The organism is Pseudomonas sp. LS1212, from assembly GCF_024741815.1.
Taxonomy (GTDB): Bacteria; Pseudomonadota; Gammaproteobacteria; order Pseudomonadales; family Pseudomonadaceae; genus Aquipseudomonas.
This window is the reverse complement of the sequence record NZ_CP102951.1, coordinates 821,894-845,094: the sequence shown is the minus strand read 5'-3', so window position 1 is coordinate 845,094 and position 23,201 is coordinate 821,894. Positions and strand designations below refer to the sequence as shown.

The 23,201-nt window shown below is 60.4% G+C and carries 19 protein-coding genes; 8 read left to right on the top strand and 11 right to left on the bottom strand.

Annotated features, from left to right (window positions below; genetic code table 11):
- Window positions 1-24: 24 nt before the first annotated feature.
- From greA to grpE, 7 genes are all read right to left on the bottom strand, one after another.
- Window positions 25-501, bottom strand: coding sequence for a transcription elongation factor GreA (greA, locus tag NVV94_RS03780; protein WP_258445915.1), 477 nt, complete (start codon window positions 499-501; stop codon window positions 25-27).
- Window positions 498-3,719, bottom strand: coding sequence for a carbamoyl-phosphate synthase large subunit (gene carB, locus NVV94_RS03775; protein WP_258445914.1), 3,222 nt, complete (start codon window positions 3,717-3,719; stop codon window positions 498-500). Before carB ends, greA begins: the two co-directional genes overlap by 4 nt.
- 130 nt (window positions 3,720-3,849) lie before the next feature.
- The gene (gene carA, locus NVV94_RS03770; RefSeq protein ID WP_258445913.1) at window positions 3,850-4,986 is read right to left on the bottom strand and encodes a glutamine-hydrolyzing carbamoyl-phosphate synthase small subunit; all 1,137 of its coding nucleotides are present in this window, start codon (window positions 4,984-4,986) and stop codon (window positions 3,850-3,852) included.
- 267 nt (window positions 4,987-5,253) lie between these two features.
- Window positions 5,254-6,057, bottom strand: coding sequence for a 4-hydroxy-tetrahydrodipicolinate reductase (gene dapB / locus NVV94_RS03765; RefSeq protein WP_258445912.1), 804 nt, complete (start codon window positions 6,055-6,057; stop codon window positions 5,254-5,256).
- Window positions 6,058-6,070: 13 nt separating this feature from the next.
- On the bottom strand, window positions 6,071-7,195 hold the full coding sequence (gene dnaJ / locus NVV94_RS03760; RefSeq protein ID WP_258445911.1) for a molecular chaperone DnaJ: 1,125 nt from the start codon (window positions 7,193-7,195) through the stop codon (window positions 6,071-6,073).
- Between the two features lie 192 nt (window positions 7,196-7,387).
- Window positions 7,388-9,304 (bottom strand): molecular chaperone DnaK, encoded by a 1,917-nt coding sequence (dnaK, locus tag NVV94_RS03755; RefSeq protein WP_258445910.1) that lies wholly within the window; start codon window positions 9,302-9,304, stop codon window positions 7,388-7,390.
- Window positions 9,305-9,405: 101 nt separating this feature from the next.
- A complete protein-coding gene (grpE, locus tag NVV94_RS03750; RefSeq protein ID WP_258445909.1) occupies window positions 9,406-9,975 on the bottom strand; it encodes a nucleotide exchange factor GrpE in 570 nt (189 codons plus the stop codon).
- A 228-nt stretch (window positions 9,976-10,203) separates the two neighbouring features.
- On the opposite strand from grpE, the gene recN reads away from it, so the two are divergent.
- Entirely contained in the window at window positions 10,204-11,880 is a 1,677-nt protein-coding gene (recN, locus tag NVV94_RS03745; RefSeq protein ID WP_258445908.1) for a DNA repair protein RecN, read from the top strand.
- 64 nt (window positions 11,881-11,944) lie between these two features.
- Here the strand turns inward: recN and fur are convergent, their stop codons facing one another.
- Window positions 11,945-12,349: a ferric iron uptake transcriptional regulator gene (fur, locus tag NVV94_RS03740; RefSeq protein WP_258445907.1), complete on the bottom strand. Its 405-nt coding sequence runs from the start codon at window positions 12,347-12,349 to the stop codon at window positions 11,945-11,947.
- 97 nt (window positions 12,350-12,446) lie between these two features.
- Here fur and NVV94_RS03735 point away from each other — a divergent pair, with 97 nt between their 5' ends.
- Entirely contained in the window at window positions 12,447-12,986 is a 540-nt protein-coding gene (locus NVV94_RS03735) for an outer membrane protein assembly factor BamE (RefSeq protein WP_258445906.1), read from the top strand.
- A gap of 49 nt (window positions 12,987-13,035) precedes the next feature.
- Here the strand turns inward: NVV94_RS03735 and NVV94_RS03730 are convergent, their stop codons facing one another.
- Together NVV94_RS03730 and NVV94_RS03725 are read right to left on the bottom strand one after the other, a co-directional pair.
- Complete coding sequence (locus NVV94_RS03730) at window positions 13,036-13,350, bottom strand: RnfH family protein (protein WP_258445905.1); 315 nt, start codon at window positions 13,348-13,350, stop codon at window positions 13,036-13,038.
- Window positions 13,343-13,777, bottom strand: coding sequence for a type II toxin-antitoxin system RatA family toxin (locus NVV94_RS03725; protein WP_258445903.1), 435 nt, complete (start codon window positions 13,775-13,777; stop codon window positions 13,343-13,345). Before NVV94_RS03725 ends, NVV94_RS03730 begins: the two co-directional genes overlap by 8 nt.
- Window positions 13,778-13,954: 177 nt before the next feature.
- On the opposite strand from NVV94_RS03725, the gene smpB reads away from it, so the two are divergent.
- Entirely contained in the window at window positions 13,955-14,437 is a 483-nt protein-coding gene (gene smpB / locus NVV94_RS03720) for an SsrA-binding protein SmpB (RefSeq protein WP_258445902.1), read from the top strand.
- Between the two features lie 132 nt (window positions 14,438-14,569).
- Here smpB and NVV94_RS03715 read toward each other — a convergent pair whose 3' ends face one another.
- The gene (locus NVV94_RS03715) at window positions 14,570-15,337 is read right to left on the bottom strand and encodes an FCD domain-containing protein (protein ID WP_258445901.1); all 768 of its coding nucleotides are present in this window, start codon (window positions 15,335-15,337) and stop codon (window positions 14,570-14,572) included.
- A 250-nt stretch (window positions 15,338-15,587) separates the two neighbouring features.
- On the opposite strand from NVV94_RS03715, the gene NVV94_RS03710 reads away from it, so the two are divergent.
- The 5 genes from NVV94_RS03710 to NVV94_RS03690 all read left to right on the top strand — a co-directional run bounded on the left by NVV94_RS03710 (window position 15,588) and on the right by NVV94_RS03690 (window position 23,180).
- Window positions 15,588-17,276: a lactate permease LctP family transporter gene (locus NVV94_RS03710; RefSeq protein WP_258445900.1), complete on the top strand. Its 1,689-nt coding sequence runs from the start codon at window positions 15,588-15,590 to the stop codon at window positions 17,274-17,276.
- 150 nt (window positions 17,277-17,426) lie between these two features.
- A complete protein-coding gene (locus tag NVV94_RS03705; RefSeq protein WP_258445899.1) occupies window positions 17,427-18,251 on the top strand; it encodes a (Fe-S)-binding protein in 825 nt (274 codons plus the stop codon).
- The gene (locus NVV94_RS03700) at window positions 18,248-19,705 is read left to right on the top strand and encodes a LutB/LldF family L-lactate oxidation iron-sulfur protein (RefSeq protein WP_258445897.1); all 1,458 of its coding nucleotides are present in this window, start codon (window positions 18,248-18,250) and stop codon (window positions 19,703-19,705) included. Before NVV94_RS03705 ends, NVV94_RS03700 begins: the two co-directional genes overlap by 4 nt.
- Window positions 19,702-20,373: a lactate utilization protein C gene (locus NVV94_RS03695; RefSeq protein ID WP_258445896.1), complete on the top strand. Its 672-nt coding sequence runs from the start codon at window positions 19,702-19,704 to the stop codon at window positions 20,371-20,373. The genes NVV94_RS03700 and NVV94_RS03695 overlap by 4 nt, the downstream gene beginning before the upstream one ends.
- A complete protein-coding gene (locus NVV94_RS03690) occupies window positions 20,370-23,180 on the top strand; it encodes an FAD-binding and (Fe-S)-binding domain-containing protein (RefSeq protein ID WP_258445895.1) in 2,811 nt (936 codons plus the stop codon). The genes NVV94_RS03695 and NVV94_RS03690 overlap by 4 nt, the downstream gene beginning before the upstream one ends.
- Window positions 23,181-23,201: the final 21 nt, after the last annotated feature.

The following is a 23,201-nucleotide window of genomic DNA, read 5'->3' as shown; positions in this document are numbered from 1 at the left end:
CCCACCTGCAGCGGGCGCCGTTTTCTAAATGTGGTTGACTTCGACAATCTCGTACTCGATTACACCGCTTGGCGTTTTCACCGCCACCACATCGCCCTCTTCCTTGGCAATCAAGGCACGGGCGATGGGCGAGCCAACGGAAAGCTTACCGAGTTTGATGTCAGCCTCATCTTCACCGACGATCTGATATTTCAGACGCTCGTCGGTTTCGACGTTTGCGATTTCGACCGTGGTACCGAAGATCACCTTGCCGGTGGGCTCGATGTTGGTGACATCAATCACCACCGCGTTCTGCAGCCGGCCTTCGATATCGCGGATACGCGCCTCGACCATACCCTGCTGCTCGCGAGCAGCGTGGTATTCGGCGTTTTCCTTGAGGTCACCCAGCTCGCGAGCGGTACCGATGTCCTGGCTGAGCTTCGGACGAACGACCTTGGTCAGGTGAGTCAATTCTTCTTCCAGGGCGCGAGCGCCCTGGACGGTCATTGGGTATTTATTCATGCCTTGAGTCCTGCATGGAGATCCTGCAAGCGACGCACGGTCTTTTCAGGACCGAACTTGAGCGCTTCGCAGATGGCTTCACCGGCAGCAATGGTGGTGGTGCAATAAATTTTGTGCTGCAGTGCGTTACGACGAATCGAGTAAGAATCGGCGATCGACTGACGACCCTCAGTGGTATTGATGATCAGCGACACTTCGTCATTCTTGATCATGTCGACCACGTGCGGACGACCTTCAGTCACCTTGTTCACACGACGCACTTTCAAGCCAGCCGCCTCGATGATCCTGGCGGTACCGGCAGTGGCAACCACTTCGAAGCCCAGGGCAATCAAGTCGCGTGCCACGCCAGCCACTTGCGGCTTGTCGTCGTCGCGCACGCTGATGAATGCAGTGCCGCCGGTCGGCAGGACTTCGCTGGCGCCCATCTGGGCCTTGGCGAACGCTTCACCGAAGGTATCGCCGACACCCATCACTTCACCGGTCGACTTCATCTCCGGGCCGAGGATCGGGTCGACACCGGGGAACTTGGCGAACGGGAACACCGCTTCCTTGACGCTATAGAAGTTCGGAATGATTTCCTTGGTGAAACCCAGCTCTTTCAGGGTTTTGCCGGCCATGACACGGGCAGCGATCATCGCCAGGGAGGTGCCGATGCACTTGGACACGAACGGCACGGTACGGGAAGCGCGCGGGTTGACTTCGATCACGTAGATCTTGTCGCCCTGCAGGGCCAGTTGAACGTTCATCAGGCCGACAACACCCAGCTCCAGGGCCATTTTCTTGACCTGGTCGCGGACTTCGTCCTGAACATGGGCCGGCAGCGAGTAAGGCGGCAGCGAGCACGCCGAGTCACCGGAGTGAACGCCAGCCTGCTCGATGTGCTGCATGATCGCGCCGATCACCACGTCGGTGCCGTCGCAGACCGCATCCACATCCATCTCGATGGCGCAGTTGAGGAAGTGGTCCAGCAGCACCGGGCTGTCGTTGGACACCTGGACCGCTTCGCGCAGGTAGCGCTTGAGCTCGTCCAGTTCGTAGACGATTTCCATGGCGCGACCGCCCAGTACATAGGACGGGCGCACCACCAGCGGATAACCGATGACGCCCGCAGCGCGAATGGCTTCGTCTTCGCTGCGCACGGTGGCGTTTGGTGGCTGCAGCAGGTTCAGGCGCTGAACCATCTGCTGGAAGCGCTCACGGTCTTCTGCGCGGTCGATGGCATCAGGGCTGGTACCGATGATCGGTACGCCGGCTTCTTCCAGGGCGCGAGCCAGTTTCAGCGGGGTCTGGCCGCCGTACTGTACGATCACGCCCTTGGGCTTCTCGACGCGAACCACTTCCAGCACGTCTTCCAGAGTCAGCGGCTCGAAGTACAGGCGGTCGGAGGTGTCGTAATCGGTGGAGACGGTTTCCGGGTTGCAGTTGACCATGATGGTCTCGTAACCGTCTTCACGCAGCGCCAGTGCGGCGTGTACGCAGCAGTAGTCGAACTCGATACCTTGGCCGATACGGTTCGGACCACCACCCAGAATCATGATCTTGTCGCGGGTCGACGGGTTGGCCTCGCACTCTTCCTCATAGGTCGAATACAGGTAGGCGGTGTCGGTGGCAAATTCCGCCGCGCACGTATCGACGCGCTTGTAGACCGGGAAGACTTCCAGCTTATGACGATGACGGCGCAGGTTCTTGTCGGTGATACCCAACAGTTTGGCCAGGCGCTGGTCAGAGAAGCCCTTGCGCTTGAGGCGCAGCATCAGGCTCTTGTCAATCGCGGACAGGGCGAGGGTCTTGACCTTCTCCTCTTCCTTGATCAGGTCTTCCATTTGCACCAGGAACCAGCGGTCGATCATGGTCAGGGCGAAGATTTCGTCCACGCTCATGCCCGAGCGCATCGCATCGGCCACGTACCAGATACGCTCGGCACCCGGTACGGTCAGCTCGCGCTTGAGAATGCTCGCAGCGTCAGGGCTGGCCAGGTCGACTTTCTCGTCCAGACCACAGACACCGACTTCCAGGCCGCGCAGGGCTTTCTGCAGGGACTCCTGGAAGGTACGACCGATGGCCATGACTTCACCCACCGACTTCATCTGAGTGGTCAGGCGGGCATCGGCTTTCGGGAATTTTTCGAAGGCGAATCGTGGCAGCTTGGTCACGACGTAGTCGATCGACGGCTCGAAGGACGCCGGGGTACGACCGCCGGTGATGTCGTTCTGCAACTCGTCGAGGGTGTAACCCACTGCCAGCTTGGCAGCGATCTTGGCGATCGGGAAACCGGTGGCTTTCGAGGCCAGTGCCGAGGAACGCGAAACACGCGGGTTCATCTCGATCACGACCATGCGGCCGGTGTCCGGGCAGATACCGAACTGTACGTTGGAACCGCCGGTTTCAACGCCGATCTCGCGCAGTACCGCCAGGGAGGCGTTACGCAGGATCTGGTATTCCTTGTCCGTCAGGGTCTGGGCCGGAGCGACGGTGATCGAGTCGCCGGTGTGCACGCCCATCGGGTCGAAGTTTTCGATCGAGCAGACGATGATGCAGTTGTCCTTCTTATCGCGGACCACCTCCATCTCGTACTCTTTCCAACCGATCAGCGATTCGTCGATCAGCAGTTCCTTGGTCGGCGACAGGTCCAGGCCGCGGGCGCAGATTTCTTCGAACTCTTCGCGATTGTAGGCAATGCCGCCACCGGTGCCGCCCATGGTGAAGGACGGACGGATGATGCACGGGAAGCCCAGCTTATCGAGGACCGCATTGGCCTCGTCCATGGTGTGGGCGATACCCGAACGCGGGCACTCCAGGCCGATGGACTTCATGGCCCGGTCGAAACGCGAACGGTCTTCGGCCTTGTCGATGGTGTCGGCGTTGGCGCCGATCATTTCCACGCCGAACTTCTCGAGGACGCCTTCGCGCTCCAGGTCCAGGGCGCAGTTCAGGGCAGTCTGGCCACCCATGGTCGGCAGCAGTGCGTCCGGACGCTCTTTCTCGATGATCTTGGCAACGGTCTGCCATTTGATCGGTTCGATGTAGGTCGCATCAGCCATGGCCGGGTCGGTCATGATGGTCGCCGGGTTGGAGTTCACCAGGATGACGCGGTAACCCTCTTCGCGCAGGGCTTTGCAAGCCTGGGCGCCGGAGTAGTCGAATTCACAGGCCTGGCCGATTACGATCGGGCCAGCACCAAGAATCAGGATGCTTTTAATGTCTGTACGTTTTGGCATGGGTTGTCACTCAAATCCGCAGGTCAGTCGGCAAGCCGTCTTGATCAATCTCTGAGGCAGCCGAAGGGGACCGCCGGGTTTACCGGGGCCGCCCTCGGGCGCCTTCGCGCTACATTTTCAAGGCGCGCAATCAGCGCCGCTTGGCCATGGCGTCGATGAAACGGTCGAACAGCGGCGCCACATCGTTCGGGCCCGGGCTGGCTTCAGGGTGACCCTGGAAGCTGAAGGCGCTCTTGTCGGTCAGTTCGATACCCTGCAGGGTGCCGTCGAACAGCGACTTGTGAATGGCGCGCACGTTGCCTGGCAGAGTTGCTTCATCGACCGCAAAACCGTGGTTCTGGCTGGTGATCATCACAACACCAGTGCCCAGGTCCTGCACCGGGTGGTTGGCACCGTGGTGGCCATGACCCATTTTCACGGTCTTGGCGCCGGAGGCCAGGGCCAGCAGCTGGTGACCCAGGCAGATACCGAACACCGGGATGTCGGTCTCGAGGACGTCCTTGATTGCCTGGATGGCGTAGTCGCACGGCTCGGGGTCGCCAGGGCCGTTGGACAGGAACACGCCATCGGGGTTGAGGGCGAGCACTTCGCTGGCAGGCGTTTGCGCCGGCACCACGGTCAGGCGGCAACCGCGCTCGACCAGCATGCGCAGGATATTGACCTTGACGCCGTAGTCATAAGCGACCACGTGATACGGCAGCTCGGACGCTTCAATGGTCGGATGGCTGTCGGTCTTCAGGTTCCAGACACTGGAGCGCCACTCGTAGCTCTTCTCGGTGCTGACGACCTTGGCCAGGTCCATGCCCTTCAGGCCAGGGAAACCGCGAGCAGCTTCAAGCGCCGCTTCCTCGGAAATGTTGTCACCCGCCATGATGCAACCGTTTTGAGCACCTTTTTCACGCAGAATGCGAGTCAGGCGACGGGTGTCGATACCGGCAATGGCCACGACGTTGTTGGCTTTCAGGTAGTCGGAAAGGGACATCGTGTTACGCCAGTTGCTCGCGACCAGTGGCAGGTCGCGAATCACCAGACCCGCCGACCAGACGCGATTGGACTCAGCGTCTTCTGGCGTGGTACCCGTGTTGCCGATATGCGGATAGGTCAGGGTAACGATCTGTTGGGCGTAGGAAGGATCGGTAAGAATTTCCTGATAGCCGGTCATTGCGGTGTTGAACACCACCTCACCAACGGTTTGACCGTCGGCTCCAATGGCTTCGCCGCGAAAAATGCTGCCATCAGCAAGGGCGAGTATGGCTGGCTTAGTCAAGAAGACCTCCCGTAAATAAAGCCTGAAAGGGCGATCGCAGGTTGCAAAAAAGCGGAATGACGTATAGACACGTCACCCCGCTTCTTCATCGAATTATCTGCGCGCTTTTAGTGGACACACTAAAGCTGTAGCTTACAGAAAAATGCTTTTTGGGTCCACCGCTAATGAGCCTGAAAGGCATGAGAATGCGACAGGACATCGCCAAGCGGTATAAACCGAGGGTTCGGTAGCGCAATCGACCACCGAACCCCGTCAGTGTAACAGCTCTCAGCGCAGCTCGAGCACATCCTGCATGTCGTACAGACCCGGCGCACGACCCTCGAGCCACAGCGACGCACGAACAGCACCCTTGGCGAAGGTCATGCGGCTCGAAGCCTTGTGGGTGATCTCGACGCGCTCGCCATCGGCTGCGAACAGCACGGTGTGATCGCCGACCACGTCACCGGCACGCACCGTGGCAAAGCCGATGGTCTGCCGGTCACGCGCACCGGTCTGACCCTCACGACCGTAGACCGCCACTTCCTGCAGGTTGCGCCCCAGTGCCTGGGCAACCACTTCACCCATGCGCAAGGCAGTACCCGAAGGCGCATCCACTTTGTGACGGTGATGCGCTTCGATGATTTCGATATCGACTTCATCGCCGAGCACTCTCGCCGCCGTGTCGAGCAGCTTCAGGCACAGATTGACGCCAACGCTGAAGTTCGCCGCGAACACAATCGGGATCTCCTTGCCAGCCTCGGCCAGGAGCTGTTTCTCTTCAACGCTGAAACCCGTGGTACCGATGATCATGGCCTTGCCAGCCTTGCGGCAGAACGCCAGGTTCTTCAGGGTCACCGAAGGGTGCGTGAAGTCGATCAACACATCGAATTCATCGACCACCCGGTCCAGGTCGCCCGAAAGCGGCACACCAATACGTCCCAGCGCGGCCAATTCACCAGCATCGGCGCCGACCAGCGTACTGTCGGGACGATCCACTGCAGCCGTCAGGCCGGCGCCCGGCGTTTGCTGAATTGCTTCGATCAGGGTCTTGCCCATGCGCCCTGCAGCGCCCATCACAGCTATACGTCGCATGCCCTACTTCCTTTTACAAATCGCCGAAGAAACGCTTCACACCTTCGAACCAGCCACTGGCCTTGGGCGAATGCGAGCTGTCGCCTTCCAGCGAAGCACGGAATTCTTCCAGCATTTCACGCTGACGACGATTCAGGTTGACCGGCGTTTCGACCGCGACCCGGCACATCAGATCGCCGGCGCCGCCGCCACGCACAGGGGCAACACCCTTGCCACGCAGGCGGAACTGCTTGCCGGTCTGGGTGCCTTCCGGAATCTTCAGCTTGACCCGACCATCGAGGGTCGGCACTTCGAGCTCACCACCCAATGCCGCGTCAGTGAAGCTGATCGGTACTTCGCAGTACAGATGCTTGCCATCGCGTTGGAAAATCGCGTGCTCACGGACGCTGATCACCACATACAGGTCGCCGGTCGGGCCACCCTGGGTGCCTGCCTCGCCCTCGCCGGAGAGACGAATGCGATCACCGGTATCGACGCCGGCCGGCACTTTCACCGACAGCGTCTTGTACTCTTCGACCCGGCCTTCGCCGTGGCAGGAATCGCAAGGGTCAGAGATGACCTTACCCTGGCCATGGCAGCGCGGGCAGGTCTGCTGCACCGAGAAAAAACCTTGCTGCATGCGAACCTGACCGATACCACCACAGGTGGAGCAGGTGACCGGAGCAGAGCCTTTCTTGGCACCGGAACCGTCGCACGGCTTGCAGTTGACCAGCGTCGGAACACGGATATTCACCGTGGTACCGCGCACGGCCTCTTCCAGGTTCAGCTCCAGGGTGTAGCGCAGGTCACTGCCGCGCTGAGCGCCGCCACGAGAACCGCCACGACCACCACCAAAGAAATCACTGAAGACATCGCCGAAGATGTCGGAGAAGTTGGCGCCACCGAAACCGGCACCGCCACCGCCCATGCTCGGATCTACGCCAGCATGACCATACTGGTCGTAAGCTGCGCGCTTGCTCGCATCGGACAGAACTTCATAGGCCTCGTTGGCCTCCTTGAATTTATCTTCCGAAGCCTTGTCATCAGGGTTACGGTCAGGGTGGTGTTTCATCGCGAGGCGACGGTAGGCCTTTTTCAGGTCAGCCTCGGTCGAGCCGCGCTCGACACCCAGAACCTCGTAATAGTCACGCTTTGCCATAAGTCTTTGCACTCTTGAGGACGTTCGGCAAACCTCTACGCATTCCGCGGGGTGCCGCCAGCATTGAAACCCAGTCAAATGCTGTAAAAATTCGGGTATTCCAGACGCGCCAACGCGGGAGCAAGCCCCCGCGCGGCGACATCCTACCAGTCACCGCAAGAATGCGGTGAACCGGCCGACAACAAGCAATACTTACTTGTTTTCTTTGACTTCTTCGAACTCAGCGTCGACGACGTCATCGTGCTTGCCGGCTTCTTCAGCAGGTTTGGCAGCGGCTTCAGGCTTTTCCGCCTGCTCGGCATACATCTTCTGCGCGACAGGCGCAGACACCTTGGACAGCTCCTCGACCTTGGCATCGATCGCAGCCTTGTCGTCGCCTTTGATGGCAGCTTCCAGGGCAACGACGGCCGCTTCGATCGCGGTTTTCTCTTCGGCAGTCACTTTGTCACCGGCATCGACGACCATCTTGCGCGTCGAGTGAACCAAGGCATCACCCTGGTTGCGGGCGCTCGCCAGCTCTTCGAACTTGCGGTCTTCCTCGGCGTTGACTTCAGCGTCGCGAACCATCTGTTGAATTTCTTCTTCAGACAGACCGGAGTTGGCCTTGATCACGATCGACTGCTGCTTGCCAGTCGCCTTGTCCTTGGCACCTACGTGCAGGATACCGTTGGCGTCGATGTCAAAGGTTACTTCGATTTGCGGCACGCCACGCGGAGCCGGCGGAATCTCGGCCAGGTCGAACTTGCCCAGGGACTTGTTCTGGGCCGCTTGCTTGCGCTCGCCCTGCAGCACGTGAATGGTCACGGCGCTCTGGTTGTCGTCGGCAGTGGAGAACACCTGCGACTTCTTGGTCGGGATAGTGGTGTTCTTCTCGATCAGCGCAGTCATCACGCCACCCATGGTTTCGATACCCAGGGTCAGCGGGCTGACGTCGAGCAGCAGAACGTCTTTCACGTCACCAGCCAGTACGGCGCCCTGGATAGCAGCACCCATGGCAACAGCTTCGTCCGGGTTGACGTCTTTACGAGCTTCTTTACCGAAGAAATCGGTTACCAGCTTCTGAACCAGCGGCATACGGGTCTGACCGCCGACCAGGATCACGTCATCGATCTTGCTGGAGTCGATACCGGCGTCTTTCATGGCGATGCGGCAAGGCTCGATGGTGCGCTGAACCAGGTCTTCGACCAGCGATTCCAGCTTGGCGCGGGAGATCTTCACGTTCAGGTGCTTCGGACCGGTAGCGTCTGCAGTGATGTACGGCAGGTTGACGTCGGTCTGCTGGCTCGAAGACAGCTCGATCTTGGCTTTTTCAGCGGATTCTTTCAGGCGCTGCATGGCCAGCGGGTCACCCTTGAGGTTCATGCCGCTTTCTTTCTTGAACTCGTCCACGAGGTAGTCGATCAGACGGATGTCGAAGTCTTCACCACCGAGGAAGGTGTCGCCGTTGGTAGCCAGTACTTCGAACTGGTGCTCGCCGTCGACTTCAGCGATCTCGATCACCGATACGTCGAAGGTACCGCCACCCAGGTCGTAAACGATCACGGTGTGATCGCCCTTGGCCTTGTCCATGCCGTACGCCAGAGCAGCAGCGGTCGGTTCGTTGATGATGCGTTTTACATCCAGACCAGCGATACGACCGGCGTCCTTGGTTGCTTGACGCTGGCTGTCGTTGAAGTAGGCAGGTACGGTGATGACCGCTTCGGTCACTGCTTCGCCGAGATAGTCTTCGGCGGTTTTCTTCATCTTTTTCAGGATTTCAGCCGAGATTTGTGGCGGCGCCATTTTCTGGCCGTTCACTTCTACCCAGGCGTCGTTGTTGTCAGCCTTGACGATCTTGTAAGGGACCATCTGGATGTCTTTCTGTACGACTTCTTCGTCGAAACGACGGCCGATCAGACGCTTCACTGCATACAGAGTGTTGTGCGGGTTGGTCACAGCCTGACGCTTGGCGGACTGACCGACCAGGATCTCGCCATCGTTGGCGTAAGCGATGATCGACGGCGTGGTACGAGCGCCTTCGGCGTTCTCGATAACCTTGACGTTGCCGTTTTCCAGAATGGAGACGCAGGAGTTGGTGGTCCCCAGGTCGATACCAATGATTTTGCCCATGTTCACTCTCCCGAAACTTGAATTTGGTTGCCGCAGCAGTGGTGGCTAACTGCGGTAGCACTTAAACGCTTGACACCTAAATGGGGGCCGTTCGGCTGATTTCAAGCCTTCTCGTCGATCGAAGGCGAAACCGGCGCCGGAGCCTTGCTGACCACGACCATGGCCGGGCGCAGCAGGCGACCATTGAGCTGATAGCCCTTCTGGAAAACCTTGAGCACGCTGTTGGGCTCGACTTCGGCACTTTCCTGCATGGCCATCGCCTGGTGGTGTTCGGCGTTGAACGGTTCACCGTGCGGATCCAGTGCTTCGAGGTTGTAACGCTTGAGAGTGTCCTGGAACATCTTCAAGGTAAGCTCGATGCCTTCGCGCATCGGGCGAATGTTTTCGTCGTCCGGGTTGGACAGCTCCAGGCCGCGCTCGAGGCTGTCAATGACCGGCAGCAGGTCGCCGGCGAACTTTTCCAGAGCGAACTTGTGCGCTTTCTCGACATCCTGCTCGGCACGGCGGCGGACGTTCTGCAAATCAGCCGCTACACGCAAGGCTTGGTCCTTTGCGGCCGCCAGCTGTTCTTCGAGCACTTGTACGCGCGTGACCAGGTCGTCACCGCCAGTGGTTTCGGCAGCCTCATTAGCGTCAGGATTCTGCGTATCCAGAGTCTGTTCGTCAGCCATAGATCTCTCCTTTCAATTACGTCAGCGAGCTGAACTCGCGCTTCTGCCCGCTATATGGGGTCGCAAATTTCAGGTTCAAGGGTCTTTGTGACAAGCAGTCCATTTCGCTTCATGCCCAGGCGCAATAAAAAAAACCTGGTCATAACCAAATCGAGCTAAGTCGAGGCATTGTCAGCCACAAATAAAACACTGTATAAATAACCAGACTTAACGCCTGGGAGCCACCCAATGCTGGTGCACCTGTCCGTACACAATTACGCCATCGTCGAACACCTCGACCTCGAACTTGCTCGCGGAATGAGCGTCATCACCGGTGAAACCGGTGCGGGCAAATCCATCATGCTCGACGCCCTCGGCCTGACCCTCGGTGACCGCGCCGACAGTGGCGTGGTGCGCCCCGGCGCGGACAAGGCCGACATCCTCGCAACCTTCGACCTGGGCGACATACCCGAGGCCCGGGCCTGGCTGGCCGAGCGCGACCTGGACAACGACGGCCCGTGCATATTGCGCCGGGTCATCACCGCCGAGGGGCGCTCGCGCGGCTATATCAACGGCTCGCCCTGCCCGCTGGGCGACCTGAAGGCGCTCGGTGAGCTGCTGATCGATATTCACAGCCAGCATGAACACCAATCCCTGCTCAAGACCGACACCCATCGCCGCCTGCTCGACGAATATGCCGGGGCGACCGACCTTGCCCGCCAGGTGCAGCTGGCTGCACAGCGCTGGCGCCTGACACGCCTGGAGCTGGACCGCCTGTCCAACTCCGGTGACGAACAGCGGGCCCGCCATCAGTTGCTCAGCTATCAGCTTGAAGAGCTGGAAAACCTCGGGCTCGGCGAGAATGAACTGGAACAACTGGAGCAGGAACACAAGAACCTGACCAATGCCGAAGCCTTGTTCGGTATTTGCCGGCTAGTCATCGATCATTGCAGCGAGAACGACTCAGGCAACGTGCTGAGCGCCCTGACAGTCAGCCTCAACCGGCTCACCGCCGTGCATAACGCACCCGGAGCCCTGGGCGAGGCAGCCAACCTGATCTCCAGCGCACAGATCCAGGTAGAAGAGGCAGTCGGTGAACTCAACCGTTTCCTCGACCACTTCGACGCAGACCCGGCACGCCTGCAGCAGCTCGAAGAGCGGCTGGACACCATTTATACCCTGGCGCGCAAACACCGCATTCACCCCACCGAAGTGGCCAGCCTGCAACAGAAGCTGCTGGATGAAATCGAAACCCTGAATGCCAATGACGAGTCCATCGAGCGCCTGGCTGACGAGCTTGCAGCCTATGCTCGCCACTATCAGGAAATAGCCCGCGAACTCAGTGGGCTGCGCCAACAAGCGGCAACCCAGCTTGCCGCGGCCGTGGAGGTGGAAATCCAGCGCCTGGGCATGCCGGGCGGGCGCTTCAGCATTGAACTGCACCCCAACAGCGGCAACGAATTGCTCCCCAATGGCCTGGAACAGGTCGAACTACTGGTCAGCGCCAATCCTGGGCAACCGCTCAAGGCCCTGGCCAAGGTTGCATCCGGCGGCGAGCTGTCACGCATCAGCCTGGCGATCCAGGTCATCACCGCGCAAACCTCACGCGTGCCAACACTGGTATTCGATGAAGTGGACGTGGGTATTGGCGGGCCGACGGCAGAGATCGTCGGCCAGTTGTTGCGCCGGCTCGGGGAGCGCGGCCAGGTGTTGACGGTCACGCACTTGCCCCAGGTAGCCGCCCAGGGCCACCACCATCTGTTCGTGCACAAGGTCCGCGGCAGCGATGCTACCCGCACCGCTGTTTCCAGCCTGGGCAAGAACGAACGGGTCGAGGAAGTGGCGCGAATGCTCGGCGGCATCGATCTGACCAAGGAATCCCTGGCCCACGCCAAAAAGATGGTCGTTACTGCAAAAACCGGCTGAGGCAAAACGCACGAAGGCGACCCTGAGGTCGCCTTCGATGGCTGCACGATAGCAGCGCTAACGCTTACTTCTTCTTGCGAACGTACAGCACCAGGTTGTGATCAACCAGATCGAAGCCGTGTTCGGCGACGATCTCTTTCTGACGCTTTTCAATTTCGCTGTCGAAGAACTCGATGACTTCACCAGACTCTACGTTGACCATATGGTCGTGGTGACCGCCATCAGCCAATTCGAAGACCGCATGGCCGCCATCGAAGTTGTGGCGCACAACCAACCCGGCAGCTTCGAACTGGGTCAAAACACGGTAAACCGTGGCCAGGCCTACATCCTCACCCGCTTCCATCAATGCCTTGTAGACATCCTCGGCACTCATGTGACGCTGCTCGGTCGAGTCGAGCATCTGTAGAATTTTGACTCGAGGCAGGGTCACCTTGAGGCCGACTTTTCGTAGTTCGCTATTTTCAACCATGGTCAGCTTTCTCGCCGATGCTGCTTCGCAGCTTCTCTTAATACGGGTATGATCGGGGTTTACGTTGTCCAGCCAAGATAGTGGAAGTCGCCCACCGATGCAAAACACCAAGCACTTGCTAACCAGCCTCACTTTCGTGGGTCTGCTCGCACTCGCCGGTTGTTCCTTCCCCGGGGTTTACAAAATCGACATCCAGCAGGGCAATGTCGTCACGCAGGACATGATAGACCAATTACGCCCGGGAATGACCCGCAAGCAAGTACGGTTTATCATGGGTAACCCGCTGATCGCCGATACATTCCATACCAATCGCTGGGATTACCTGTACAGCCTGCAGCCAGGTGGCGGTCCGCGCCAGCAGGAACGCATGAGTGTGTTCTTTAATGATAGCGACCAATTGTCCGGCCTGTCGGGCGATTTCATGCCGGGTGTCAGCAAAGACGAAGCCATCCTCGGTAGCGAAACCAGCACGACGGTAGCCCCGGCAGAGACCACGCCTGCGCAGCCTGAAGCGAAACCCGAACCCGAAGCCCCGGCCAAGCCCGGCTCGCTGCTGGACAAGATCCAACGCGAAGTGGACGAGGTCGAAGTGGTTCCGGCCCCAAGCCAGGAACCGCTGGAAACTGCGCCGCAGTAACAAGGCGAACACAAAAAAGCCCGGCATGCCGGGCTTTTTGTTGCCTGTTTCAAAGCTTGGCGGCTTTGGCCTTGGCCGCCTTGGCGGCGCGCAACTTGCGCACCTCCTTGGGGTCGACGAGCAGCGGTCGATACAGCTCGATCCGCTCGCCCGCTTGAACGACATGAGCCTGCGGCTCGGCAACCACTCGACCAAATATTCCCACCGGGCACTCGTCCAGGTTCCATTGCGGAAACTGCCCAGCCATGCCGGACATCCTGACGGCTTCGCGCAGGGTGGTTCCGACAGGCACAGACACCTTCAGCAACAATTGCCGATCGACTGCTGCGAAGACCACCTCGACCTCGATGAATGACTCAGCCATGCAGTTGCTTGGCTCGCTGGCAAAAAGCGTCGACCAGGGTATTGGCCGCCTGATTGAACAATGGCCCCAGGGTGGCCCGAACCAATGGCCCGGCATAGTCGAACGACAGATCCAGACTGATCTTGCAGGCCTTTTCCCCCAGGGGCTTGAATATCCAGAGGCCGTGCAGCTGGCTGAACGGCCCCTCCTCCAGATGCATTTCGATGGAGTTCCCGGGAACCAGCGTATTACGTGTCACGAATTGCTGGCTGAGGCCGCCCTTCGCCACCGCCAGGCTGGCGCGCATATGCTCGCCGCTGGCCTCGAGCACCTTGGTGGAAGAACACCATGGCAAAAACTCCGGATAGCGAGCGACGTCGTTGACCAGGTCATAGAGTGCCTGAGCAGGGTAAGGCAGCAAGGCCGAACGTTGAATATGCGTTGTCATGCAGGCGTCACTTCCAAAACTGAGCGGCAAAACTACAGGGTTGCCGATGGGCGCCACATAAGCGCATCAGAAAAATCGGATAAAACAGCAGCGCATTGTCCGGGATTCACTCAAGCGGCTCAAGCATGCAGCATGCCCGTAGCCGACAACGCGACGACTGCATATAATGCGCCCCCTATGGCTAAACAAAAGAAACACCCAACAGGGACCATCGCGCAAAACAAGAAAGCGCGACACGATTACTTCGTCGAACACAAGTTCGAGGCTGGTCTGGTCCTGGCCGGCTGGGAAGTAAAAAGTCTGCGTGCCGGCAAGGCACAGTTGATCGACAGCTACGTGCTGCTCAAGGATGGCGAGGCCTGGCTGATGGGTAGCCATATCTCCCCGCTGACCACGGCCAGTACCCACGTTATCGCCGACCCGACACGCACCCGCAAACTACTGCTCAACCGCCGCGAGCTGGAAAAGCTGTTCGCCGCGGTTCAGCAAAAAGGTTACGCCTGCGTCGCCTTGTCGCTTTACTGGAGCAAGCACTTGATCAAGTGCGAGATTGCTTTGGGCAAAGGCAAGAAGGAATACGACAAGCGCCATACCGAACGCGAGCGCGATTCCGATCGTGAGCTGCAGCGTGCGGTGCGTAGCAAGGGCAAGGACGACTGAGGTCGGCCAGCGCTTTTACGGCCGCTTTGCGGCCGAGCGCAGCCTTCGGCAGCGGCTACACCGAACGTGGTGAGCCGAGCTCTTGTAGCCGCTGCCGAAGGCTGCGCTCGACCGCACAGCGGTCGCAATACGCTACAACCCCTTGCGCCGCTCCGCCCGCGCCATGCGCTGCACTTCCTCGCGCGCCTCTTCCAGCACCTCCTGCACATACAGAATGTGCCGGCTGGACACCTCGCGCGCGTCCTGCGCCCGCCCCTCGATGATCGCCAAGTAAAGCTCGCGGTGCTGCCCGATCAGCATGTCGCGCGTTTCGCTGCGCTGTTTGTACATGCCGCCGATATTGGTCACCACATTGCGTTTGAGCAGGTCGAACAGCCCGCGGATCGTATGTAGCAGCACAGCGTTATGGCTGGCCTCGGCAATGGCCAGATGGAAATTGGCATCGGCGATACCCTCTTCCGCCCGATCGACTTCATCGGCTCGGGCATAGCAATCCTGCAACCTGTCGAAAGCCGCCTTGAGGCGCTCGCGATCCAGTTCGGTGGCGCGCAGGGCGGCGTAGTAGGCGCAGGAGCCTTCGAGGGTGTGGCGAAATTCGAGCAAGTCGCGCTGGGCCTCAGGGTTGTTTTCCAGCAATTGCAGCAAGGGATCGCTGAACGTAGAGCCCAGCGACTCGATCACGTAGTTGCCACCACCCTGGCGGCTGACCAGCATGCCCTTGGCGACCAGCTTCTGGATCGCTTCGCGCAAGGAGGGGCGTGAAACCCCGAACTGTTCGGCGAGCACCCGCTCAGCAGGCAAGCGTTCGCCAGCCTTCAACGTCCCTTCAAGAATCATCCCCTCGAGCCGCTCGACGATATCGTCGGACAAACGGCGCTGGCGGACCTGATTGAAACTCATCGCTCACTCTCCACATACGAAACAACCCACGGGGCGCCCTATTCTCGCCTATCGCGCCCCGCCTCACACCCATCAGCAAGGCTTTTCATCACCCGATCAGAAGCTCATCGAATACCCCATCCGACGAAAGTTTTAGCCCGGCAAATTGACACACCGATGGCAAGGCTTCTAACCTAGCGCATCGACATTGTAAATTGGTATTACCAATTTATCAAATCGAGCACCCAACAACAATCAGGGGCCACCCCATATGCAAACCTGGCAACAGCTCTATAGCCCGCTCGGCAGTCTCGGACTGTCCGCCCTGGCGGCAGTCATCCCCATCGTGTTCTTCTTCCTGGCCCTGGCCGTGTTCCGCCTCAAAGGTCACGTCGCCGGAAGCATCACCCTGGCGCTGTCCATCCTGGTTGCGATCTTCGCCTTCCAGATGCCGGCCGACATGGCAATCGCTGCCGCAGGCTATGGATTTGCCTATGGTCTCTGGCCGATCGCATGGATCATCGTCGCAGCGGTGTTCCTCTACAAACTCACCGTCAAGAGCGGCCAGTTCGAGATCATTCGCAGCTCGGTCCTGTCGATCACCGACGACCAGCGCCTGCAGGTCCTGCTGATCGGCTTCTGCTTCGGTGCATTTCTCGAGGGCGCTGCTGGCTTCGGTGCGCCGGTAGCCATCACCGCCGCCCTGCTGGTGGGCCTGGGCTTCAACCCTTTGTACGCGGCAGGCCTGTGCCTGATCGCCAACACTGCGCCAGTGGCGTTCGGCGCCCTGGGCATCCCGATCATCGTCGCCGGCCAGGTAACCGGTATCGACGCGTTCAAGATCGGCGCCATGGCCGGTCGCCAGTTGCCCTTGCTGTCGATGTTCGTTCCGTTCTGGCTGGTGTTCATGATGGACGGCCTGCGCGGCGTCAAGGAAACCTGGCCAGCAGCTTTCGTGGCCGGTTTCAGCTTCGCCGTGACCCAGTACTTCACCTCCAACTTCATTGGCCCGGAACTGCCGGACATCACCTCGGCCCTGGCCAGCCTGGTGAGCCTGACCCTGTTCCTGAAAATCTGGCAGCCCAAGCGTACCCCTGAAATCGTTGCCAACAGCGTCGGCGCTGCAGCAGTGAAGAGCACCGGCGGCTTCGGCCAGCAGCGCACCACCCCGCGTTCGCCTTACAGCCTGTTCCAGATTATCAAGGCCTGGTCACCATTCCTGATTCTCACCGTGCTGGTCACCATCTGGACCCTCAAGCCCTTCAAGGCCCTGTTCGCCGCTGGCGGCTCGATGTATGGCTGGGTGTTCAACTTCGCGATCCCGCACCTGGACCAAATGGTGATCAAGGTCGCTCCGATCGTAACCGCGCCAACGGCCATTCCCGCCGTGTTCAAGCTCGACCCGATCTCGGCGACCGGTACCGCGATTTTCTTCTCGGCGCTGATCTCGATGCTGGTACTGAAGATCAACCTTAAAACTGGTCTTACCACTTTTAAGGAGACCTTCTATGAGCTGCGCTGGCCGATCCTGTCCATCGGCATGGTGCTGGCCTTCGCGTTCGTCACCAACTACTCGGGCATGTCTTCGACCATGGCGCTGGTGCTGGCCGGTACGGGCGCAGCGTTCCCGTTCTTCTCGCCGTTCCTCGGCTGGCTGGGCGTGTTCCTGACCGGTTCGGACACATCGTCCAACGCCCTGTTCAGCTCGTTGCAGGCCACCACCGGCCATCAGATCGGCGTCAGCGACACCTTGCTGGTTGCAGCCAATACCAGCGGCGGCGTGACCGGCAAGATGATCTCCCCGCAATCGATCGCCGTCGCTTGTGCGGCAACCGGGCTGGTCGGCAAGGAATCCGATCTGTTCCGCTTCACCCTCAAGCACAGCCTATTCTTTGCCACCATCGTCGGCCTGATCACCCTGGCGCAGGCGTACTGGTTCACCGGGATGCTGGTGCATTGATCGCCTACGGCTCCATGTAAAAAATCTGACGTCGGGCTGTCCGGCGTCAGTTGTTCAACACCCCGGTCTGCAAGGCTGCTGAAAGCTTCAAGTGTTTATATTTCAGCAGCACGCTGGACGGATAACCGGGACCACCCGGAGAAATGCCTGATGAGCGAGCTTTTTTACAACGCCGTGCCCAACGCGACCCGCGTCGCACCGCCACTGCCCCAGCCACGCCAATACCCCAGCGAGAAACCTGCTCGGGTGTACCTGTTCGGCACCTGCGTAGTGGACCTGTTCTACCCCGAAGCGGGCATGGATGCGATTCACCTGCTCGAGCGCGAGGGTATTGCCGTCCAATACCCGCAAGGGCAAAGCTGCTGCGGGCAGCCGGCTTACACCAGCGGTTACACCGAGCAGGCGCGGCAAGTGGCAAGGTCACAGCTGGCGCTGTTCGCCGGGGATTATCCGGTCGTGGTGCCATCCGGCTCGTGCGCCGGGATGCTCCGAGAACACTATGCCGACTTGTTCAAGGACGAGCCGGAGACACTGAAACAGGTCCAGGCCCTCGCGGCCCGAACCTATGAGCTGGCCGAGTTCCTGCTCAACGTCTGCAAGGTGCAGTTCAAGGACAGCGGCGAGCCAGTCAAGGTGGCGCTGCATACCTCTTGCTCGGCACGACGGGAAATGAACACCCACTTGCATGGACGTGCGTTGTTGGCACAACTGGGCAATGTGGAGCGCGTTGAACACAGCCATGAAAGCGAATGCTGTGGCTTTGGTGGGACGTTCAGCGTCCGTATGCCTGATATCTCCGGGGCGATGGTCGCCGACAAGACCCGCGCACTGAAAGAATCCGGCGCGCATCAGGTTTTGAGCGCAGACTGTGGCTGCCTGATGAACATCAACGGGGCCCTTGAGAAACAGCGCGAAGCACTGCGCGGCCAACACCTGGCCAGCTTCCTCTGGCAGCGTACCGGGGGTGGGCAATGAGCGTACAAACGCTGATTCCGACCGTCGAGGTACAGGAAGATTTTCGCGCCAGGGCCCATAAAGCCTTGGGCGATTCGCAACTGCGAAACAACTTTCGCAGTGCCATGGACTCGCTGATGACCAAGCGTGCCGTGGCCTTCAGCGATGCTCACGAACGCGAGCATTTGCGCGCTCTGGGTAATGCCATTCGCGCACGTGCTTTATCCAAGTTGCCCGACCTGCTCGAGCAACTGGAACAGAACCTGACCCGCAACGGTGTGAAAGTGCACTGGGCGGAAACGGTGGACGAGGCCAATGACCTCGTCCTCTCGATCATCCGGGCTCACGAGGCGCGGCAAGTGATCAAAGGCAAATCGATGGTCAGCGAAGAGATGGAAATGAACCATGTCCTCGCAGCTCGGGGTATTGAATGCCTTGAGTCGGACATGGGCGAGTTCATCGTTCAACTCGACCACGAGAAGCCCTCTCATATCATTATGCCGGCTATCCACAAGAACGCCGGTCAGGTCGCGTCCCTGTTCCACGACAAACTCGGCGTGGAGTACACCAGGGACGTCGACCAACTCATTCAGATCGGTCGCAAGGTCTTGCGGCAGAAGTTCTTCGAAGCGGACATCGGGGTTTCCGGGGTCAATTTCGCCGTGGCCGAAACCGGCACCCTGCTGTTGGTGGAAAACGAAGGCAACGGGCGTATGTCGACGACAGTGCCACCGGTGCATATCGCCGTGACCGGCATCGAGAAAGTCGTCGAGAACCTGCGCGATGTCGTCCCGCTGGTTTCCTTGCTGACCCGCTCGGCCCTCGGCCAGCCGATCACCACCTACGTCAACATGATCTCCGGCCCACGCAAGGCCGATGAGCTCGATGGCCCGCAGGAAGTGCACCTGGTGCTGCTCGACAACGGCCGCAGCCAGGCCTTCGCCGACAGCGAATTGCGCCAGACCCTCAATTGCATCCGCTGCGGCGCCTGCATGAACCACTGCCCGGTATACACCCGCATTGGCGGTCACGCCTATGGCGAGGTTTACCCGGGCCCGATCGGCAAGATCATCACCCCGCACATGGTCGGCCTGGCCAAGGTCCCGGACCACCCGAGCGCCTCCTCGTTGTGCGGCGCGTGTGGCGAAGTCTGCCCGGTGAAGATCCCGATCCCGGCGTTGTTGCGACGCCTGCGCGAAGAGAACGTCAAGGCCCCGGACAGTCCGAACCAAGTCATGCGTGGCCAAGGCAGCAAGTACTCGCGCAAGGAGCGTTTCATCTGGAATGCCTGGGCCCGCCTCAACAGTTCGCCGACCCTGTATCGGCTCTTCGGCTTTTTCGCCACGCGCCTGCGCGGCCTGACCCCGAGCAATATCGGCCCCTGGACACAGAATCATAGCGCCCCGAAACTTGCCGCCCGCTCGTTGCACGACCTGGCTCGCGAACATCTGGGCAAGAAGGGAGATCAAAAATGAGTGCCAAACAGAATATCCTCGGTAAGCTCCGCAAGAGCCTCAGTGGCACCACCCCGCTGGCCGACAATTTTGACGAAGCGCTGGTGACCGAACCCTGGAGCTACCCGCCTTCGCAGCGCATTACGCAACTGCGCAAACTGATGGAAGCGGTGCATACCGAGATCCACCTGAGCACCGGCCAGGACTGGCCCCAGTTGCTCGCGCAACTGCTGCGCGAGCGCCAATTGCCCAGCCTGTTGATTGCCCCGGGCACGCCTCACGGCCAGCGCGTCACCGAGTATTGGCAGCAGCATTCTGGCCTGCCCACGCTCAAGGCCTATGACCGCCCCGTGGAAGAATGGAAAGCCGAACTGTTCAACGACACCCCGGCCAGCCTGACCGCAACCCTCGGTGCGATCGCCGCCACCGGCAGCCTGATCGTCTGGCCGACCCCGCAGGAACCGCGATTGATGAGCCTGGTGCCGCCCGTGCATTTCGCCTTGCTCAAGGCCAGTGAAATCCAGGACAACTTCTATCAGGTTCAGCAACAGCACAAATGGGCGCAAGGTATGCCAACCAATGCCCTGCTGATATCCGGCCCCTCCAAGACCGCCGATATCGAACAGGTTCTGGCCTATGGCGCGCACGGGCCCAAAGACCTGGTGGTGCTGATCCTGGAGGACCAATGAGCCTACCCGCTGGTTTTCTCCGCGAAGCCGAACGGCTGATCCCTCGCGAGCGTCGTTTCGATGACCCGACCTCGACCCTGGCCTTCGGCACTGACGCCAGTTTCTATCGGCTGATTCCCAAGCTGGTGCTCCGTGTCGAATCCGAAGAGGAAGTGGTCGCCCTGCTCAAGCTTGCCCACCGCGAACAGGTTTCGGTGACCTTCCGCGCTGCCGGCACCAGCCTGTCCGGGCAAGCCATCAGCGACTCGGTGCTGATCGTGCTCGGCGACAACTGGAATGGCCGCGAGATACGTGGCCAGGGCCTGCAGATTCGTCTGCAACCCGGCGTCATCGGCGCGCAGGCCAACGCCTGGCTGGCACCGTTCGGGCGCAAGATCGGCCCGGACCCTGCCTCGATCAACGCCTGCAAGATCGGCGGCATCGTCGCCAACAACGCCAGCGGCATGTGCTGCGGCACCGCGCAGAACACCTACCACACCCTGGCCGGAATTCGCCTGGTGCTGGCCGATGGCAGCCGCCTGGACACCGAAGATCCCGCCAGCGTTGCCGCTTTTCGCGACAGCCACGGCGCTCTGCTCGATGAGCTCGCCCGCCTCGGTCGCGAAACCCGCGCCAACAGTGAACTGGCCGCAAAAATCCGCCACAAGTACCGCCTGAAAAACACCACCGGGCTGTCACTCAATGCCCTGGTCGATTATGACGAGCCGCTGGATATCCTCAGCCACCTGCTGGTCGGTTCCGAAGGCACCCTGGGCTTCATCAGCGCCGTCACCTACGACACGGTGATCGATCACCCGAACAAGGCCTCGGCGCTGATCGTTTTCCCCGACGTGGAAACCTGCTGCAACGCCGTCACCGTTTTGAAGCGCCAGCCGGTCTCGGCCGTGGAACTGCTCGACCGCCGCAGCCTGCGCTCGGTGCAGGACAAGCCGGGCATGCCGGCCTTCGTCCAGCAATTGTCGGACAACGCCTGCGCCCTGCTGATCGAATCCCGCGCCGCATCGCAGCCATTGCTGCATGAGCAGTTGGCGCAGATCATGGCCTCGCTGACAGGTTTCGCAGTCGAGAAGCAGGTCGACTTCACCGAAGACCCGATAGAGAACGCGCGACTCTGGGCGATCCGCAAGGACACCTTCCCGGCAGTCGGCGCCGTGCGCAAGACGGGCACCACGGTGATTATCGAAGACGTCACCTTCTCGGTGGAACAACTGGCTGCCGGTGTGAACCGCCTGATCGCCCTGTTCGACAAGCACCGCTACGACGAAGCCATCCTGTTCGGCCACGCGCTGGAGGGCAACCTGCACTTCGTCTTTACCCAGGGTTTCAACAACGCCGAGGAAGTCGCGCGCTATCAGGCCTTCATGGACGATGTCGCGCAACTGGTGGCCGTCGAATTCGGCGGTTCGCTGAAAGCCGAGCACGGCACCGGACGCAACATGGCGCCCTTCGTCGAACTGGAGTGGGGCCATGACGCCTATCAACTGATGTGGCAGCTCAAGCGCCTGCTCGACCCCTCCGGCATCCTCAACCCGGATGTGGTGCTCAGCGACGACCCGCAAATTCACCTGAAAAACCTCAAGCCCTTGCCGGCCGCCGACGAAATCGTCGACAAGTGCATCGAATGTGGCTTCTGCGAGCCGGTCTGTCCCTCCAAGGGGCTCACGCTCAGCCCACGCCAGCGCATCGTCATGTGGCGTGATATCCAGGCGAAGAAACGCACCGGGATCGACACCGCCGAACTGGAGCGCGACTTCCAGTACCAGGGCATCGACACCTGCGCCGCTACCGGCCTTTGCGCACAACGCTGCCCGGTGGGCATAAATACCGGCGAGCTGGTGAAAAAACTCCGCAGCCGCACCGCCAACAACCTGAAAACCGCCGAATGGCTGTCCAGCCACTTCGATACTGCATTGCAAGGCGCACGCTTTACCCTGCACGTGGCCAACGGCGCCCGCATGCTGCTCGGCGCGCCGCGCCTGGCCAGCCTCTCGGCGAAACTGAGCAAGGCCTCGGCGGGCCGCATACCGCAGTGGACGGTCGCCATGCCGCAACCGGAGCGGGCCATCCGCTTCAGCCCGCCGAGCCAGGATGCACGACCGCGCGTGGTGTACCTGGCAGCCTGCGTGTCGCGGGTCATGGGCCCGGCGGCCGGGGACCGCGAGCAGATGTCACTGCTCGACAAAACCCGTGGCCTGCTGGAAAAGGCCGGCTACCAGGTGGTCTTTCCCGACAACCCGGAAAGCCTCTGCTGCGGCCAACCGTTCGCCTCCAAGGGCTATGCCGAACAGGCTGAGCACAAGCGCCAGGAGTTGATCGGCGCCCTGCTCCATGCCAGCCGCGGCGGCCTGGACCCGATCTACTGCGACACCAGCCCCTGCACCTTGCGCCTGGTCCAGGACCTGGGTGACAGCCCCCTGGATCTCTACGACCCGGTACGGTTCATCCGCACGCACTTGCTCGACAAACTGGTGTTTACCCCGCAGAAAGAACCGATCGCCGTGCATGTGACCTGCAGCACCCAGCATCTGGGCGAGAGCCAGGCCCTGATCGACCTGGCCCGACGCTGCAGCACCACGGTGGTGATACCCGAAGGCATCCATTGCTGTGGCTTCGCCGGCGACAAGGGCTTCACCACCCCGCAACTCAATGCCCACGCCCTGCGCAGCCTGAAGGACGCCGTGCAGTATTGCAGCGAAGGTATCTCCACCAGCCGAACGTGCGAAATCGGCCTGTCCAACCATGGCGGGATCGACTACCACGGCCTGGTCTATCTGGTGGATCGGGTGACCCGCGCTCGCGCAGTCTGAATACGCGTAAAATATAGCTTC